General features: G+C 43.0%; 16 protein-coding genes. 8 read left to right on the forward strand and 8 right to left on the reverse strand.

The features are described from left to right. The first annotated feature begins 42 nt into the window (after positions 1-42). The 4 genes from rbr to A8805_RS13375 all read left to right on the forward strand — a co-directional run bounded on the left by rbr (position 43) and on the right by A8805_RS13375 (position 3,667). Positions 43-639 (forward strand): rubrerythrin, encoded by a 597-nt coding sequence (rbr, locus tag A8805_RS13360; protein WP_109711933.1) that lies wholly within the window; start codon positions 43-45, stop codon positions 637-639. Between the two features lie 57 nt (positions 640-696). Next, the gene (locus A8805_RS13365) at positions 697-2,439 is read left to right on the forward strand and encodes a S8 family peptidase (protein WP_109711935.1); all 1,743 of its coding nucleotides are present in this window, start codon (positions 697-699) and stop codon (positions 2,437-2,439) included. 171 nt (positions 2,440-2,610) lie between these two features. Beyond that, positions 2,611-3,096 (forward strand): NUDIX hydrolase, encoded by a 486-nt coding sequence (locus A8805_RS13370; RefSeq protein WP_109711937.1) that lies wholly within the window; start codon positions 2,611-2,613, stop codon positions 3,094-3,096. Between the two features lie 4 nt (positions 3,097-3,100). Then, positions 3,101-3,667 (forward strand): nicotinate-nucleotide adenylyltransferase, encoded by a 567-nt coding sequence (locus A8805_RS13375; RefSeq protein ID WP_109711939.1) that lies wholly within the window; start codon positions 3,101-3,103, stop codon positions 3,665-3,667. A gap of 90 nt (positions 3,668-3,757) precedes the next feature. Here A8805_RS13375 and trhA read toward each other — a convergent pair whose 3' ends face one another. Further along, on the reverse strand, positions 3,758-4,417 hold the full coding sequence (gene trhA, locus A8805_RS13380) for a PAQR family membrane homeostasis protein TrhA (RefSeq protein ID WP_109711941.1): 660 nt from the start codon (positions 4,415-4,417) through the stop codon (positions 3,758-3,760). A gap of 414 nt (positions 4,418-4,831) precedes the next feature. Between trhA and A8805_RS13385 the strand changes: the two genes are divergently transcribed. Beyond that, positions 4,832-6,415: a DEAD/DEAH box helicase gene (locus A8805_RS13385; protein ID WP_109711943.1), complete on the forward strand. Its 1,584-nt coding sequence runs from the start codon at positions 4,832-4,834 to the stop codon at positions 6,413-6,415. Between the two features lie 202 nt (positions 6,416-6,617). On the opposite strand, the gene arcC is transcribed toward A8805_RS13385, so the two are convergent. From arcC to A8805_RS13420, 7 genes are all read right to left on the reverse strand, one after another. Beyond that, a complete protein-coding gene (gene arcC / locus A8805_RS13390; protein WP_109711945.1) occupies positions 6,618-7,550 on the reverse strand; it encodes a carbamate kinase in 933 nt (310 codons plus the stop codon). Between the two features lie 81 nt (positions 7,551-7,631). After that, a complete protein-coding gene (locus A8805_RS13395) occupies positions 7,632-8,183 on the reverse strand; it encodes a prolyl-tRNA synthetase associated domain-containing protein (protein WP_109711947.1) in 552 nt (183 codons plus the stop codon). Between the two features lie 36 nt (positions 8,184-8,219). Beyond that, entirely contained in the window at positions 8,220-9,854 is a 1,635-nt protein-coding gene (locus tag A8805_RS13400) for a DUF975 family protein (RefSeq protein WP_109711949.1), read from the reverse strand. Positions 9,855-10,008: 154 nt separating this feature from the next. Further along, complete coding sequence (locus tag A8805_RS13405; RefSeq protein WP_109711951.1) at positions 10,009-10,386, reverse strand: hypothetical protein; 378 nt, start codon at positions 10,384-10,386, stop codon at positions 10,009-10,011. 75 nt (positions 10,387-10,461) lie between these two features. Next, positions 10,462-11,700, reverse strand: coding sequence for an ABC transporter permease (locus A8805_RS13410; RefSeq protein ID WP_109711953.1), 1,239 nt, complete (start codon positions 11,698-11,700; stop codon positions 10,462-10,464). Positions 11,701-11,729: 29 nt separating this feature from the next. Continuing rightward, the gene (locus A8805_RS13415; RefSeq protein WP_109711955.1) at positions 11,730-13,505 is read right to left on the reverse strand and encodes an efflux RND transporter periplasmic adaptor subunit; all 1,776 of its coding nucleotides are present in this window, start codon (positions 13,503-13,505) and stop codon (positions 11,730-11,732) included. Between the two features lies 1 nt (position 13,506). Then, positions 13,507-14,220, reverse strand: a complete 714-nt coding sequence (locus tag A8805_RS13420) for an ABC transporter ATP-binding protein (protein WP_109711957.1) — start codon at positions 14,218-14,220, stop codon at positions 13,507-13,509. Positions 14,221-14,514: 294 nt separating this feature from the next. Between A8805_RS13420 and A8805_RS13425 the strand changes: the two genes are divergently transcribed. The 3 genes from A8805_RS13425 to A8805_RS13435 form a co-directional block, all read left to right on the forward strand. Then, on the forward strand, positions 14,515-16,245 hold the full coding sequence (locus A8805_RS13425; RefSeq protein WP_109711959.1) for an ABC transporter ATP-binding protein: 1,731 nt from the start codon (positions 14,515-14,517) through the stop codon (positions 16,243-16,245). A gap of 1 nt (position 16,246) precedes the next feature. Then, positions 16,247-17,989: an ABC transporter ATP-binding protein gene (locus A8805_RS13430; protein WP_109711961.1), complete on the forward strand. Its 1,743-nt coding sequence runs from the start codon at positions 16,247-16,249 to the stop codon at positions 17,987-17,989. Between the two features lie 150 nt (positions 17,990-18,139). Next, a partial coding sequence (locus A8805_RS13435; protein ID WP_181392820.1) for a transposase occupies positions 18,140-18,385 on the forward strand: 246 nt, incomplete at its 3' end.

An 18,385-nucleotide genomic window follows, 5' to 3' on the forward strand; every position in this document is an offset into this window, starting at 1 on the left:
CCAGCCAGAGTGCATACTAGTAGTAAAAAAGGAGTATGTATTATGGCTGTTAATTTTGCAGAAAGTAAGACGAAATACAATTTGATGAGAGCGTTTGCAGGTGAGAGCCAGGCAAGGAACCGGTATACAATTGCGGCAGACAAGGCCAGAGAGCTGAAAATGTATACAATTTCAGATATTTTCTTATATACCGCAGATCAGGAAAGGGCCCACGCTGAGAGATATTATGAGCTTCTTAGAGACCTTTCCGGGGAAACGATTTTTATTGACGGAGGATATCCGGTAGACCAGCAGGAGACACTTGAGGAACTTCTGCGTGCTGCAGAGCATAATGAAAGAGAGGAATACGAGGACGTATATCAGGCATTTGGCGATGTGGCAAAGGAGGAAGGGTTTTTGGAGGCATCTTATGCCTTTTATCAAATTGCAGAAATAGAACATACCCATCAGGAACGGTTTGGGGAAGTAGCCAGGCTGCTGGAAAATAATCAGTATTTCTCCAGTGAGAGCGAATCCAAGTGGATATGTACGAACTGCGGACATATCCATGAAGGGAAAAATGTTCCGGCTGTATGTCCGGTATGCCGTCATGCACAAGGATATTTCCTGCCTTATACACTTGCAGCATATAAAGTCTAGTACATCAGAGAAGATATTTGTATATTGTTATGAATTGAATGGCCAGGAGGGCATTAAATGAGCCAGAAAGTAGAAAATCTGCTGAATCTTGCATTGGATGCTACGGAAGAAGAAAGACTGAAGTCGCTGGAATTGGCTGTCGGATATAATCCGGTTGACCGGGAGTGGGATTTGATTATCAAGTACTCTGGTTCTCTGGAGACTGTGAATGAATTGGCTACATCTGTAACGGAATTATCCAATGAGTATGCAATTATTACGATCAGAGAATCATTAATTCCAGTACTGACATTAATACCTCAGGTAGAATTTATAGAAAAACCAAAGAGACTATTTTTTCAGGTAGTAAATGGAAAGCGAGTTTCCTGCATCGATCCGGTGCAGCGGGCTCCTTTTTCATTGTTTGGAAGGGGTACCCTGGTTGCGGTTTTGGACAGCGGAATTGATTATACCCTTGCTGATTTCAGGAATCCGGACGGAACTACACGGATAAGAGCACTGTGGGACCAGACGATAACTGGAAATCCTCCCGCGGGGTATAATATCGGTACAGAATATACTATGGCTGAGATTAACGAGGCTCTAAGCCAGGATAACCGGATGGAAAGAGAAAGAATTGTGCCCAGCCGGGATACATCGGGACACGGAACGTCAGTAACAGGAATTGCCGCAGGCAACGGAGCCGGGAGTCCCAACAGGTTGAATGCAGGTGTTGCATCCGAAAGTGAACTTTTAATTGTTAAACTGGGAACTCCGAGACCGGAAGGTTTTCCCAGGACTACAGAACTGATGATGGCGGTGGATTATGCCGTGAGAAAAGGGCTGGAATATCAGATGCCGGTGGCCATAAACATCAGCTTTGGAAATACATACGGTTCCCATGATGGAACTTCCCTTCTGGAACGGTTCTTGGATGATATATCAAACTATTGGAAAAGTGTCATATGTGTAGGCAGCGGGAACGAGGGAACAAGCAGCGGGCATACGTCGGGAATTCTTACCCAGGGAGTGGAAGAACGCATTCAATTAGGGGTGCAGGTGAATGAACCCACACTCAATGTACAGGTGTGGAAATCTTACGTGGATGATGTAGATATTTCCATAGAAAGTCCTTCTGGAGTAAGAGTCGGACCACTTCAGCAGATTCTGGGCCCCCAGCGCTTTACACTGGGAGGAACGGAGATTCTTCTATATTATGGAGAACCAAGTCCATATAGTGTAAGGCAGGAAATTTTTATAGACCTTCTTCCCAGGTATACCTATATAGACAGTGGTGTATGGCAGATTATACTGACTCCCCGGAGAGTTGTCACGGGAGAGTATCAGATGTGGCTGCCAAGCCAGGGTGTACTAAATGTGGGCACTGGATTTTTGTTTCCTAAAAGTGATGTCACGCTTACCATACCATCCACGGCTTCCCGGGTGATAACTGTGGGAGCATATAATGCGCTTACGTTTACCTATGCAGATTTCTCCGGCAGAGGAGCTGCAGGTGTAGTCGGATATCCCACAGCAGCGAAACCAGATCTGGTAGCTCCCGGTGTGCGTGTTACGACAGTGGTGCCCGGAGGCGCATATGCGGAAGTTACCGGTACGTCTTTTGCTACACCTTTTGTGACTGGAAGTGCCGCACTTTTGATGGAATGGGGTATTGTAAATGGGTATGATGCGTATTTATACGGAGAAAAAGTGAAAGCTTATCTGCGCAGAGGAGCCCGGGAACTTCCTGGATTCAGTGTTTGGCCTAATAATCAGATGGGGTATGGGGCTTTATGTGTGCGGGACAGTATACCTGTGTAAGAGAGGGCGACCTTTCTCCGGTATACCTTATTAGACATTAGTAGTTCAAGAAGTATACATTATTGAAAGCCTGCACGGCTAAACTATAACAAAAATGAAAATAATAATCTGCAAAATGCTTTATATGTGGTAAAATAGAGAAAGATAAAAAGTAAACGAGGTAGGAGAACTATGTTTCGTCTGAGTACACTGTGTTACATTGAAAAAGATGGCTGTTATTTGATGCTGCACCGGACAGTCAAGGAAAATGATGTGAATAAGGATAAGTGGATAGGTGTGGGAGGACATTTTGAAGCCCGGGAGAGTCCGGAGGAGTGCCTGTTGAGAGAAGTAAAGGAAGAAACGGGATATACGCTGACCTCTTATAAATACAGGGGGATTGTAACTTTTATATATGGAGAGGATATTGTAGAATATATGTCTCTGTATACGGCGGATGATTTTACCGGCGTGCCAATCCCCTGTAACGAGGGCGAACTGGAATGGGTGGATAAGAGGGCGGTTTTCAGCCTGAACATCTGGGAAGGAGATAAGATTTTTTTCCGGCTTTTGGAAGAGGAGAGAGAATTCTTTTCTCTCAAACTGGTGTACGATAAGGATGACACTCTGCGGTATGCTGCATTGGACGGCAAGCCTATGGAAGTAGGGAGGAGATAGAATAATGGTTGAAGCAGGAGTTATACACGGAAGATTTCAAATTTTCCATTTAAAGCACATGGAATACTTACTGGCAGCAAAAATGAGATGTAAGAAATTATATATTGGAATTACACACTCAGATATTGTTTCTTTTGCAGCAACATCTGATTTGGATTTGCATGGAACGACAAGGCGGGACAACCCCCTCACGTATTTTGAACGTCTTGAGATGATACAGGGAGCATTAGCTGATTTTGGAGTAAAAAGAGAAGAATATGAGATTATTCCCTTCCCTGTGAGCCAGCCCGATTTAATTCTCCAATATGCACCCGGGGATGCGGTTTATTATATGAGCCTCTGTACCGAGTGGGATGAAGAGCGCTGTCAGATTCTGGAGGGACTGGGGCTGAAGACGGAGGTCCTCTGGAGAAGGACGAAAGAGGACATGGGAATTACCGGGAGCGAAATCAGGAAATTGATTGTAGAAGAAAAGGATTGGCAGCAGTATGTGCCTAAAACAGTAAGTGAATATATTACAGAACATGAAATAGAGCAGAGAATACTAAACTTGAATTATCTGTTCGAATAGAAGAAATCAGGAGTAAATGGATGAGGGGAGAAATGTTCTCCCTCCATCTATTTACTCCTTTTGAGGCCGGCAAAATGGGTTCTGTTTTACTTATGGCAGCAGAAAAACATACATAAGAACAAAGTGGCAAATGCTGCCGCCCATAACAAACAAGTGGAATATTTCATGACTCCCGAAGTTTTTATGTTTGTCATTGAATATAGGAACTTTCAGCGCATAAATAATTCCTCCGATTGTGTAGATGATGCCTCCGGCTAAAAGCCATGAAAATGCGGCACTGGACATGTTATTTAAAATCTGGGTAAAAGCCAGTACACAGGCCCAGCCCATTCCAATATATAAAATGGAAGATACCCATTTCGGGCAAAACACCCAAAAAGCTTTGATTAGTATTCCTAAGATTGCAATGAACCACACAATTCCAAGAAGAATTTTGCCCGTGCGTCCCTGCAGAACCAAAAGGCAAATTGGTGTGTAGCTTCCGGCAATTAGTATAAAAATCATCATATGGTCAATCTTTTTTAAAATAGTATTTTTCTTTTCCGACAAATTAAACGTATGGTAAGTAGTGCTTGCTGCATACAATAAAATCAGGCTTACAGCATAAATGGCCAGAGAAATCACATAGAGCTTGCTTGGTTCGTGCGCTGCCTTTATTAACAAGGGAATTGCTGCGAATATTGCCATCAGCATTCCGATAAAATGTGTAATTGCGCTTCCTGGATCCTTAATAAATTGTTTTTTGTTCATAAGTAACGCACCTCCTAGAAATAAAAAGTATTACATGTAGTATTGAAAACTATGTTTAGTATATGCATATATTACAACTAATATTACGAAATTGCAAGTGGTGAAGCATAATTTTTTCTAGTGTTATAATATAGCCATGAGCTCGATTCCGTTTCGCTGCATCTCGCTGGGGTAGAGCGCCAAATAAACGTCTTAAAATAGCTGCATACAAAAGCAAGCTTTCTTCTGCAGCTATTTCAAGACATTTGCATGGCTGAACTGTAACGGAAAATTGACATTTGACAGGAAATTTGTTATGATATCCCCTGAGACTTTGTGAATATCCTTTACGTGGTGTCAGGTAAAGGGTATTTTTTTGGACTAAAGCCCTTCGGCTGGGTCAAAAAGGATAAAATGTAAAATTAAAGGAGATATATGGAAGAAGTAAGATTTGAAGAACTGGGGCTGCTCCCTGAAATTGTAAAAGCGGTTAAAAAAATGGGATTTGAGGAAGCTTCACTTATTCAGGCAAAAGCGATTCCTGTTATGAAGACAGGCAAAGATATTATAGGTCAGGCACAGACTGGAACGGGGAAGACAGCGGCATTTGGAATTCCTCTTCTGGAGAAAATAGATCCGAAGAACAAGAAACTTCAGGCAGTTGTATTGTGTCCTACCAGGGAGCTGGCAATTCAAGTTGCGGAAGAAATCCGCGATCTTGCAAAATATATGCATGGAATTAAGGTATTGCCTATTTATGGAGGCCAGGAAATTGTAACACAGATTCGTTCGTTAAAAAGCGGTACTCAGTTAATTATAGGTACACCAGGGCGTGTGATGGACCACATGCGGAGAAAAACAATAAAGATGGAGGAAGTTCACACCATAGTCCTGGATGAAGCAGACGAAATGCTGAATATGGGATTCCGTGAAGATATTGAAACCATTTTGGAAGGGGTTCCTGAGGAACGCCAGACAGTTTTGTTTTCGGCTACTATGCCTAAGGCTATCCTGGAGATAACGAAAAGGTTTCAAAAGAATGCCGAGCTTATCAAGGTAACAAAAAAAGAACTGACAGTGCCGAATATTGAGCAATTTTATTATGAAGTGAAGCCCAAGAGTAAGGAAGAGGTGCTTTCACGTCTGTTAGATATATACACCCCCAAATTGTCAGTTGTATTTTGCAACACAAAAAAACAGGTTGATATTCTGGTAAACGGCCTGCTTGGCAGAGGATATTTTGCTGCGGGGCTGCATGGTGATTTGAAACAAGTACAGCGTGACCGGGTGATGCAGGGATTCCGCTCCGGAAAAACAGACATTCTTGTGGCAACGGATGTGGCTGCCAGAGGAATTGATGTAGATGAAGTTGAGGCTGTGTTTAATTATGACCTGCCCCAGGATGATGAATATTATGTACACCGTATAGGCAGAACCGGAAGAGCAGGGCGTGAAGGAAGATCATTTTCTTTCGTGTCCGGAAAAGAAGTATATAAATTAAAAGAAATACAGCGTTACTGCAAGACAAAAATCTATGCTCAGAAAGTGCCGTCTTTAAATGATGTAGCAAATACAAAAATGGAAAACATACTTGGGGAAATCGACCATATTATTGAAACGGACGACCTGACAAAGTACCTTCACGTAATTGAAAGTAAAGTAAATGATTCCGACTATACTGCCATGGATTTGGCAGCGGCATTTCTGAAGCTCAGCTCCGGACAAAGCGAAGTCAGTCCGGAAGAAGTGGAATTTGGTGATACCGGAGCGGAAGAGGCCGGTATGGTTCGTCTTTTCATTAATATAGGCAAGAAGAATAAGGCTAAACCTGGGGATATCGTTGGCGCCATCGCAGGAGAGAGCGGTATTCCGGGAAAATTGATTGGGTCTATCGACATGTATGATAAATATACATTTGTAGAAGTTCCTAAGGATTATGCAAGAGAAGTATTGAATGCTATGAATCATACAAAAATAAAAGGAAAAGCCATTGCTGTAGAGCCGGCTAACCAGAAATAGAGAATTATTTAAAGAGGACTTGCCAGGTAAGCTCGTGGGATACACGAACTTACCTGGCAAGTCCTTTTTTATATAATAGGAAACGTAGTTTCCTATTATATAAAACCCTCCGGGGGATGGCACTGCGGTGTAAGAGGTAGATGTCGCTATGCGACCGCCGCAGGCGCAAGAGTTTGCGAAGCAAACTCTTTATTTGAAATACCTATCTTCTTATAATTGTACCGGCTTTTCCCTTGATACCTTCTTTTACTTTGTCAAAAGAGGTGATAAGGGCGCTTCTGTCTTCACGCTGTTCGATGAACTCCACCGCGGCACGGAATTTAGGAAACATGTTATGAATACCAAAGTGTCCTTGCTCCATATATTCCTTCGCCTGGTCTATGTTGATTTCTCCCAGTTTTTCTTCATTTGGCCTGTCAAGGTTGATGCAGACTTGTTCCACACTTGTCAGAATGATCAGTTCGTCTGCATTGATTCCCTCTGCCAGCTTTCCGGCAGCTAAGTCTTTTTCAATGACGGCACTGGCACCCTTGAGGTGATTGTCCTGTTCTAAGACGGGAATGCCGCCTCCACCGCATGCAATTACAATCTGGTCAGCATCCAGCAGGGCTTTCACTGCATCTAATTCTACAATTTTAACCGGATTTGGAGCAGAGACAACGCGGCGGAAACCTTTGCCTGGTTCTTCTACCACGTAATTTCCTTTTTTACGCTCTTCATCCGCTTCCTCAGCAGTCATATAACGGCCCAGAACCTTTGTCGGGGTATAGAACGCTTCATCATAAGGGTCTACAATTACCTGAGTTAAAACGGTGCTGACTGTACGGTAAATGCCCCTGTCCAGTAACTCTTCACGGATTCCGTTCTGTAAATCGTATCCAATATAGCCCTGGCTCATTGCGGAACATACGGACATCGGCGCGGAAGTATAATTATCATGTGTTTTACCAAACTCATTCATTGCAGTGTGTATCATGCCTACCTGAGGTGCATTGCTGTGGGTTATGGCAACCTGATACCCTTCTTCAATTAAATCTGCAATGGATTTTGCCGTATTTTTTACAGCTATTTTTTGCTCAGGGAGGGTAGTACCCAAAGCCCGGTGTCCTAATGCAACAACGACTCTTTTTTTCATAATTTATATCCTCTGTTTCTTTTTAGATTTACATCAGCAGGTATATGGAAATTATAGTATTTTTTATTTTAAAAAGCAACGTTAAAGTTTAACAACACGATGACGGTGACGGGTGTGTTTCAGGAATTTAGTTAAAATATCATTGGTTTTTATTTTCAGGGTTGTTGTATTCATACATGGGTGACAGCCCAAATATTCACTTTCAAGCAATTCTTTGTCAACCAGCAGGTCTACATACCAGTCTATGTCATTCATAAGCCCCAGTACACTGACGGAACCCGGTGTAAGGCCCAAGTATTCCTCCATAAATTCAGGTTCTGCAAAAGAAAGCCGGGAAATATTAAGCTGGGCGGATAAATCTTTTGTGAGAAATTTCTTATCACCTGGCATAAGAAGCAGAAAAAATGTGGTCTTCTGACGGTTGCGCAGGAAAAGGTTCTTACATGGGAGAATTCCAAGTTCGTCTTCCACAGCCCTGCATGCCTCAATTGTAGGGGCCACATCATGGTCTACCCCCTCATAAGGGATGCGCAGCCTGTCCAAAAGGTCGTAGGTCTTTTCCTCTGTCTTTGAGCGCTGGGAGCAGTCAGGTTTGCTTGTAAAATGTTCTTTGCTTACGTAGATTTTATCCATTATTCCATCCTTTCTTTGGCAGGTTTTGTTTCTGCCTTATGACTTCATAAAAAATAGTTCGGGTTTCAATAATCCGGAAAGTAGTTCCGGGTGTAGAAGAGTATACAATAAATCAGCTGTAAATAGTACACACAGCAGGATACACAGGGCAGCCTGTATATAAGGCGGAAATCTGTGAAAAAACTCATTCCAGCAGGGGGCCAGATAGTATAGAAAAGCACAGCCTATCATAGCAAAGAAAATTGCCCCGCCCAGGAAGGTTCTCCCGTCCAGATTTAAAAAGTATCCGGTGTAATCGGTAAGTATGACATCCCATTCATATTCCAGAATCCAATTGATAAGGTACTCAATCAGGGCGTATACAGCCATAATCATCAGAAATACGAGAAGCGGCTTCCTGGAAAACATCCTGATGAGAATTAATAAAATCAGTCCGCACAGTCCATACAGCGGCAGCCAGGGACCTAACAAAAATCCACGGCCCGGGAGTGCACCATCAAGGAGCAGGTGAATAAAACTTTCCAGAATCCATCCAAATATAGAGAAAGCAAAAAACAAAAAGACACAGGATAAAAAGTTATATTTCTGACCTGCCTGCATCGGAGCTTTTACTGCCCGCCTTGGCGGTTGGATAGAATATAAAAATGCAGGATACTGCTCAGGGGCAAAATAGGAAATCTTTGTGTAAGGCCCCTGGGAATCATCATAAAGAGCCTTGCTGATTAAAAGCTCATCCTCAGAGGGAACATATTCCAGCAGACTATCCTGGAATATTTCGTATCCGCTTGCCCTGCATAAAATGTAATTTTTCCTCAGTTTCATGTAGAGTTCGGCATCCGTTCCCGTCATATAAGGATTGACAAAAGTAAAACCTAGTATTCCAAAGGTTAAAAATGCAAGAATCTGCCAGCCCAGGAAGGACAGATGAAGTAAAAACATCTTCCACTTATTCCCATGCATCAGTTGTCTGGACAGCTGGAAAGCCTCACTCCGTTTGACGGCCGGATTCTCTGCAAGGATAAAAGGAATCATAATGTATTCATAATGCTTAATGAATCCGCCTATAATGGTAAGATTCCAAAGCCATTGAAATGCATTGCGGCAAAACATAATCCATGCAGGATTGCGGAGATACCTCAGTTTATAAAGGAAAAATATCTTGCTGATTCTGGTCTGGCGGTAATTCCGGGCCTCCAGGAAAAACCTCCGCTCACCGATGAGCAGAATATTTGCAACAAAAAACTGATAGGCCAGTATAGCGAGTGCGCCTGCTGCCAGAAAAACAGAGGACCAGTTAAAGTGGCCATCTAAAATACTGTTTATGGCTCTAAGAATAGAAAAAGATACAGACCTTCCGCTTGTATACATATCAATCAGATAATCTGTAACCGTATGTACAGAAGGCGACGAGAGAAAAACAGGATTTTTTGTGCCGGTTATCTGTTCGAAAGTATCCGTTACAACCTCAGAATTCGGTAAACCTGCCGAAGAGGAGGCATCAGAATAGTCATCCTGTATCTGTGTGTCAGGGTCATACTGGTTTAAAACTGCTGTAGAAGATGTATAGGCAGTTGTCAGCATGGCAATCAGAAAACAAACGGCAATCATACGCCAGTAGTTTGATTTTAAGGACGCTATAGTTTTTTTCTTTAGTGCTTTTCTTTTCCACATACGGAAAACCTCCGGAGAGTTCGATTATCACCTTTATTATAGTAAAGTTACAAAGATAACGCAATCAAAAAAACTCCGGCTGGAACAATTTAAGATATAAAGCCTTGTTCCAGACGAAGTTTTTGTTCTGATAGTCCTGGGCTTGTAAGAAACCTTAATTAGACTGATACCATCCCCAAAGATAGAGGATAGGCCACAGCAGACCAATCAGGCCCCAGGCAGAGAATCCTGCAGTTACTGTAGAATAGATAATGTTGGCAACGTAATATATAGCCAATATGACGCCCATAATTAGTACGGACTGCTTGGATTTATATGCAACCCCTACAATACCGGAAGCCAGAAGAATAAAGGCACCGATGAACATCAGGGCATAGGACAGTGTAGTAGGTGCTGCTATACCCATTGTAGCATAAGTTTCTTCAACCACACCTCTCATGGCGACTGAAATAATGCTGGAAATCAAGGTCAGACAGCCAATAACAATCAAGATGATAGATAAGACTTTTAATAATTTGCTTTGTTTTCTCATGAAAAACCCTCCTCATGTTATAAAAATAGTTTCTGCATATAAAATGCAAGTGTCCATTAAGCTATGTAAAGAATGCTACATTCGTCTTAATGCTTCAATAGGGCTCAGTTTAGCCGCTTTTCTTGCAGGGTATATTCCGAATACAATTCCTACGCTGCATGAGAAAATCGTGGCTATCAGGATAGCCGGGAAAGAAAGCTGTGCTTTGATTCCTCCGATGCCGAGAGCCGTTATCAATGCCGTAAGGGCAGCTCCAAGTATAATTCCTATGACCCCGCCCATTCCTGAGATGATTGCGGATTCACAGAGAAATTGTGCAATGATAGAGCCGGTCTTTGCTCCCAGTGCTTTACGGATCCCAATCTCCCGGGTACGCTCGGTAACAGATACAAGCATGATATTCATAACGCCGATGCCTCCAACAATAAGGGAAATGCCCGCAACTAATGCAACAAATGCAGTTACACCATCCATAATGGAGCCAAACATATCAGCAAAGTTTATCGGTTTCTGTTGAATAAAGGGAGCATCCCCCAGGTTCTGATGTCTGGAATTCAGTATTTGGACGGCAGTTTTAGCAACTCTGGCAGCCTGATCCTTATCGTATGAAGTGATAGAAACCGATGGAAAGGCATCAATAGGGTTGCCAAAGGCTTTTGAAACCGTGTAAGGCATTTCTATGGAGATACTTTGATCCATCCCCATAGCCTGATACTGCTTTTCGGCTTCCATCATTTCCGGTGAAGTTTTACGAATACCGATGATATTTACATTTTGTATGCTACTGTCGACTTTCAGTTCTATACTCATGCCGACAATATCTGTATTTCCGAATAAATATAAAGCTGTCAGCTCATCAACCACGCAGACCATATTGGCATTCGCTACATCATTGTCTGTAAAATAATTTCCCTTTACCAAAGGTTCTGTGTATTGTGCATACTCGTAATCAGGCGTAGTCAGCGTCACATATGCGTCAAAATTGCCTTTACGGGTAGTGATGGAACCAGAGGTTGCCGAGGAGGCAGATACACTTTGCACAGATTCATCCAGGGAGGTCCTCAAAAATGCAATATCCTCTCCTGTTATGACGTTTGGATCCGAGACTTCATCTGTATTTGCCTGTATAGTAACTGTATTATTCTGTTCATTTGAGGCATCCACCACATCCTTTTTCAAGCCGTTTCCAATAGAAACAATTGTAACAACAGATGTGATACCTATAATAATACCAAGCATGGTCAAAAAGGAGCGGCCTTTATTGGAACGGATGTTGTCAAGAGCCATTTTTACATATTCTAAAAATTGTCCCATATTATGTCCTCTTTTCTTAGTCTGTCAGGCTATTCATTTGGACTTGCCTGTATGGTGACCGCACTATTTTTCTTATCTGAAGCATTGGAGTCATCCGTATCCGGTTTATCTACAGCAGTTGCCTTCATACCTTCTTCAATATCTACATTCAGATCATTTACGACCTTGTCACCCTTTTTCAAACCGCTTTTTATTTCGATTGAGGTTGTGGATGCAGTTCCCAGTTCAACTGGATTCTTCTTCACAACACCATCTTTAATTACATATACGAAGTCTCCGTCGGAGGACGTATTAATAACCTCGGTGGGAACCACAAGGACATCATTGGCCTCTGCCACAGTCATAGAGATTTTTGCGGTGGCACCAATGCAGACATTTTCGTCAGGATTGTCAATGTGGATCTCCGCACCAATGACTGGATTGCCTTTTTCATTATTGATGGCTATTTTATTGACTTTGGACAGCGTACCCTGATACTTATATTGTCCAATGGTAATGTCTACCTTATTTCCAACCTTTACCTTTTCATAATCGTCAGGAGATATTTCTATTTTTACGCGCACTTTTTCAGTACTTGCAATTGTAAACATAGCCATTCCCTGTGTAGCAGTATTCGTCTGCATTGCATCTACAGAGGCAATAACACCGTCCATGTCCGCTTTCATTCCTTCTTTTCCCTTTTCAACCAATTCAGCCGGTGTCAGTGCAGACAGTTCAGCCAGGTTGTCACTGATTTCCAGGTTTGCCAGTTCAGAAGATGTCATACCTGAGCTTGAGGAGGAAGAAGATGCTGCGTTATATGCAGCTTCCCATTCTGCATATGCAGCTTCATACTGGGCTTTGAGTGCAGGGTAGCCTGCATCGTCTACATTAGGAGCAGTGAGGTTATTTAATTCGGTAGTTTTTTTATTATACTGGTCCTGTGCATCCGCATAGGCAGATTGTGCATCTGTGAAATCCTGATATGCCTGGAGTAAAGTTTTTTCTTCCGGTGTACGGCTATTTTCATCTTTGGCTTCCGCTGCGGCAGCTTTTTCGCCTAGCCCCTGGTATTTCATACTGATGGAATCCATAAGGCTCTGTTTTTCTCTCATAACAGAGTTAAACTGGTCAATCTCCTGCTGTAGTTCGTTACGGGTGGTATTGTATTTGTCCGTGGCAGCAGGTTCTGAAGCAAGGTTTGCCTGATATTGTGCATAAGCCTGATCCACCTGGGCAGCAAGGTTATTTACCTTAGCAGCTAACTTATTCGCCTGATCTGCTGCTTGGGCAGATGCTGCATTTGCTGCATCGATTGCTTTTGCATTCTGTGCTCTGGATGCCTGAGAAGTATTCAGGCTGGACTGCAGTGTGAGTTGTGCCTGCTGGTTATCACGTTCTAAGTTTTTTGTATCAAATGTAATCAGAAGGTCACCTGACTTTACTGCGTTGCCTATAACAGCATTGCAGTTTGTAATAGGCGCCGTGACAGGGGAGTAGTATGTTTTTGTATTTTCGCTTTCTACTTTTCCGCTTGCATTATAGACCTCGCGGACATCCCCTGTTGTCACTTCTGAAACCTGGAGTGACGTATTTTGTGAACCACTGCCTTGTTTAGAAAGCAGTGAAGCAACAACAATAATAATTGCAAAAACTGCAACTACGGGAATAATAACCCATCCGGGAAGCTTTTTCCTGGGAGGTTTGGAGGCTTCCTTATCCTCCAGCTCGTAAGAGTCTTCATCCTGAAATGCATCCTCACCGGAAATCTCCGTATCAAATGTGTCTAAAATTTCATCCTGTTCTTTTTTCTTTTTAGAAAACATATTATGCTTCCTCCTTTTCCGTATTCAGATTTTCATTCAGATAATCGTCTTCTATGCGTCCGTCAACAATACGGACGACTCTCTTGACCTGGCCGGCAATATCGTCATCGTGGGTAATGATGATGACGGTGCGCCCTCCCCTGTGGAGCCCTTTTAATATTTCCATAATTTCCTTTGTGGACTTTGTGTCCAGATTACCCGTTGGCTCATCGGCCAGTACAATCGGCGGCTGCGCGGCGATGGCACGTGCAACTGCAACTCTTTGCTGCTGGCCTCCTGACAATTCGTTAGGCCTGTGTTTCAGACGTGTGTCCAAACCTACTTTCCGTAAAGCCTCAACAGCGACTTTACGGCGCCTCTGTTTACCCAGTCCGCGGTAAATAAGGGGAAGTTCTACGTTCCCTACAGCGTCCAGGTTTGATACCAGATTGAATCCCTGAAAAATAAAACCGATTTCCTTGTTGCGGATGTCTGACAACTGATTGTCTGTGAGCTTTGAAACATCCTGCCCGTTCAGATAGTAGTTTCCTGATGTTGGGACATCCAGACAGCCCAACATGTTCATAAGTGTAGACTTTCCGGAACCCGAATGTCCTATAATTGCTACAAATTCGCCCTTTTGAATGTTCAGGTTTATGCCGTCTAATGCGCGTACTTCATTTTCACCGGGATTATAGATTTTATGTATGTTCTCAATTTTAATGAGTGGTTCCATGAAAAATCCCTCCATAATTGTGGTATAATATAATACCATATTTGTATTACTTAACTAATACAATATTATCTTATAGACAAAAAGTCAATACCTTTATCAAATAAAATGTGTAGAGAAAGTGAATATGGGAGACATTTACAGTAAGGTTATTGTCTGTTACAATACTAAGATGCGTTTATGATTTTACCCTTGCAGGCAAAATCGTTACAGTTCACATCCTATAGGTGCGCACTGTAACGGCACGGTCTGAACAGTAGCGGAAAATCACCACACTTAGATATGGAGGGAAGAATTGTGAGAAAGTTACTGCCGTTTCTGCGCGGCTATGAAAAAGAGAGTATTATTGGTCCGTTATTTAAATTGCTTGAAGCGATATTTGAATTGATTGTACCGCTTGTAATGGCGCGGATTATTGATGTAGGGATTAAGAATGCAGACGTCCCTTATATATGGCGGCTGGGAGCGTTCCTGGTTGCACTTGGTATTTTGGGACTTGTCTGCTCCGTAACTGCCCAGTATTATGCCGCGAAGGCAGCTGCAGGGTTTGGGACAAAGCTGCGGCACGCCTTGTTTGACCATATTCAGCAATTGTCTTATGAGGCGATAGATAAAGAGGGGGCTTCTACATTGGTTGTGCGTATGACTAGTGACACAAATCAGGCGCAGGCGGGAGTCAACCTGTTTCTCAGGCTGTTTCTCCGGTCACCGTTTATTGTTGTAGGAGCTGTCGTTATGGCCTTTTTGATTGATACAAAGGCGGCGGTGATTGTATTGATTACAGTACCTTTACTTTCTCTTGTGATTTATGGGATTATAGCTTCATCTATTCCACTGTACAAGAAGGTTCAGAAAGGATTGGATCAGATTCTGCTTTCTACTAAGGAGAACCTGGAGGGAATTCGTGTCATACGGGCGTTTAGGACCCAGAATCAGGAAAAGGAAGAGTATGAGGAAAAGAGCAGTGACTTGATGCAGTTTCAGCTTCATGCGGGCAGGATATCGGCATTGTTGAATCCTCTGACTTATGTGCTTGTAAATCTGGGAATTATTGCGATTGTCTGGTATGGAGGGCGGATAGTAAATGTGGGGAGAATCACTCAGGGAGAGGTGATTGCTCTTGTAAACTATATGACCCAGATTTTACTGTCATTAGTAGCTCTTGCCAGCCTGGTCATCTCTTTCACGAAAGCAATGGCGTCTGCTGTAAGAATCAATGAGGTTTTTGATTTACAGTCAGAGATTAAGGAGGGAAGTGAAGAGGCAGGACAGGATCAAAAAGAGATTCCCCGTGTTGAAATGCAGGATGTGACCTTTTATTATGAGGGAAGCCAGGAACCGGCTCTGACTCATATTACGTTTCAGGCTTATGCAGGAGAAACTATCGGCATCATAGGAGGAACAGGCAGTGGAAAAACTTCTCTTGTAAATCTGATACCGAGGTTTTATGATGCGGACGAAGGCCATGTGCTTGTAAGTGGACTGGATGCCAAAATATGGAGAATCGATGCTTTGAGAAGTCGGATAGGTGTGGTTCCCCAAAGGGCAGTTTTGTTTCATGGAACAATCCGTGAGAATATGCAGATAGGGAGAGCAGACGCTGGGGATGATGAGATATATGACGCACTGAAAACTGCGCAGGCGCTGGAAATCGTGGAATCTAAACCGGCAGGACTTGATACGGTTATCAGTCAGGGAGGGAAGAACCTTTCCGGCGGGCAGAGGCAGCGTCTCACAATTGCCAGGGCACTGGTGAGAAGGCCCCAGGTACTGATATTAGATGACAGTGCATCGGCACTGGATTTTGCAACAGATTACAGACTGCGGAAAGCGCTGTCCTCGGATACATCAGGAATGACTGTTTTTATCGTATCCCAGCGGGCTGCATCCATCCGGTATGCGGACAGGATTATTGTACTGGATGACGGAGAGATGGCAGGGTATGGGTCTCATGAGGAGCTGCTGAAAGAGTGCCAGGTGTATCAGGAAATCTGTTATTCACAGCTTTCCAGAGAGGAGGTGCAGTAATATGTCAGGCAAAAAAAATACAACACTGAAGAAAATCTTACTTCTGATTAAACCCTATATGCATTATATGGTGCTTTCTCTGGTGTTTGCCGTTATTTCGGTTTTACTGACGCTGTATGCACCAATTCTTATTGGAGATGCAATCGATTATATTATTGGAAAAGGACAGGTAGATTTTGAAGCAGTATTTTACCTCTTAAAAGTACTGGCAACGGTAATATTTATAACAAGTTTAGCCCAATGGCTGATGAATCTGTGCAATAATATTTTAACTTACCGGGTTGTGAAAGCCGTGAGGACCCGGGCCTTTTCACAACTTCAGATACTGCCGCTGAAATATGTTGACAGTCACCAGTATGGAGAAATAATCAGCCGTATGATTACAGATGTGGAACAATTTTCAGACGGACTGCTGCTGGGATTCGGCCAGTTGTTTACGGGTGCTGTGACCATTGTGGGAACGCTGGTTTTTATGCTTTCTATTAATATAAAAATTGCACTGGTTGTCATTGTGATTACCCCATTGTCATTATTTGTAGCCAGTTTCATTGCCAAAAGGACTTATATGATGTTTAAGGAACAATCTGAGGTGAGGGCAGAAATGACCTCCCTTGTAGATGAGATGGTCGGGAATCAGAAGGTTGTGCAGGCATTTGGATATAGAGACAAGGCAATGGAGCGGTTTGATGAGATAAATAAAAGGCTGCAGACAGTAAGCCTAAAAGCAGTTTTCTTTTCTTCGCTCACGAATCCGGCTACACGTTTTATAAATGGGCTGGTTTATACGGGAGTCGGTATTGTGGGGGCATTTGCTGCGATACAGGGGACGATTTCAGTAGGCCGGCTTTCCAGTTTCCTGAGTTATGCAAACCAGTATACAAAGCCATTTAATGAAATTTCCAATGTGGTGACAGAGCTGCAAAATGCACTTGCCTGCGCAAGGCGGGTTTTTGACTTTATAGAAGAGACTCCGGAGATTCAGGATTCAGAGGATGCTGTTGTTCTGGAAAAAGTAGACGGCACCCTGAAGCTGGAGGATGTTTCCTTTTCTTACAGGGAGAATGTGCCTCTTTTAAAGCATCTCAATCTGGATGTGAAACCGGGACAGAAGATTGCAATTGTAGGACCTACCGGATGTGGAAAAACAACACTTATTAACTTATTGATGCGTTTTTACGATGTGGATGCAGGCCAGATTATTCTTGGCGGTTATGACATCAGAGAAGTGACCCGGGACAGCCTCCGTGGAAATTATGGTATGGTGCTGCAGGAGACCTGGCTGAAATCAGGTACGGTAGCGGAGAATATTGCTTACGGCCGGCCGGATACTCCCGAGGAAGAAATCATAGCGGCAGCAAAGGCTGCACATGCGCATAGTTTTATTAAAAGGATGAAGAACGGCTATGATACTGTTATTCAAGAACAAGGAGGAAATCTGTCTCAAGGACAGAAGCAGCTTCTCTGTATTGCAAGAGTCATGCTGAACCTGCCTCCGATGCTGATTCTTGACGAAGCTACCTCTTCTATTGATACAAGAACAGAAGTCAGGATTCAGGAAGCTTTCCACCGTATGATGCAGGGAAGAACAAGCTTTATTGTAGCTCACCGTCTGTCCACGGTCCGTGAGGCAGATGTCATACTGGTTATGAAAGACGGAAATATTATAGAACAGGGCAGCCACCAGGAACTGCTGGCCCAGGGAGGATTTTATAAAGGATTATATGAAAGTCAGTTTGCACATTAAGTAAACAAAGGGGACTGACCCTTTTGCGCTCCGTTATCAGAATATGGGAGTGTAAGATAGAGTGTGTAAGTTCAAAATGAACTTCACACTCTGTTTTTTTGTCAGGATATGTTAAACTAAACAACAGAGAAAAGGAAGGATAGAACTACTATGGCAAGAAGAAAACGTGACCCTAAAAAAGATGCACTGGTACAGGCAATACTGAATCAGTACCAACCGGAAAACGTCGGAGACATGCAGGATGCTTTGAAAGATATCTTCGGCCCTATGTTTGAATCAATGCTTCAGGGAGAAATGAAAGATCATCTGGGTTATGAGAGTAATGACCGACAGGAAAAGGAGGGGACAAACCGCAGAAATGGATATTCAGCCAAAACACTAAAAACTTCATTTGGC

Origin of the sequence: Faecalicatena contorta (assembly GCF_003149105.1) — a bacterium.
In the GTDB taxonomy this organism is placed as follows: domain Bacteria; phylum Bacillota; class Clostridia; order Lachnospirales; family Lachnospiraceae; genus Muricomes; species Muricomes contortus_C.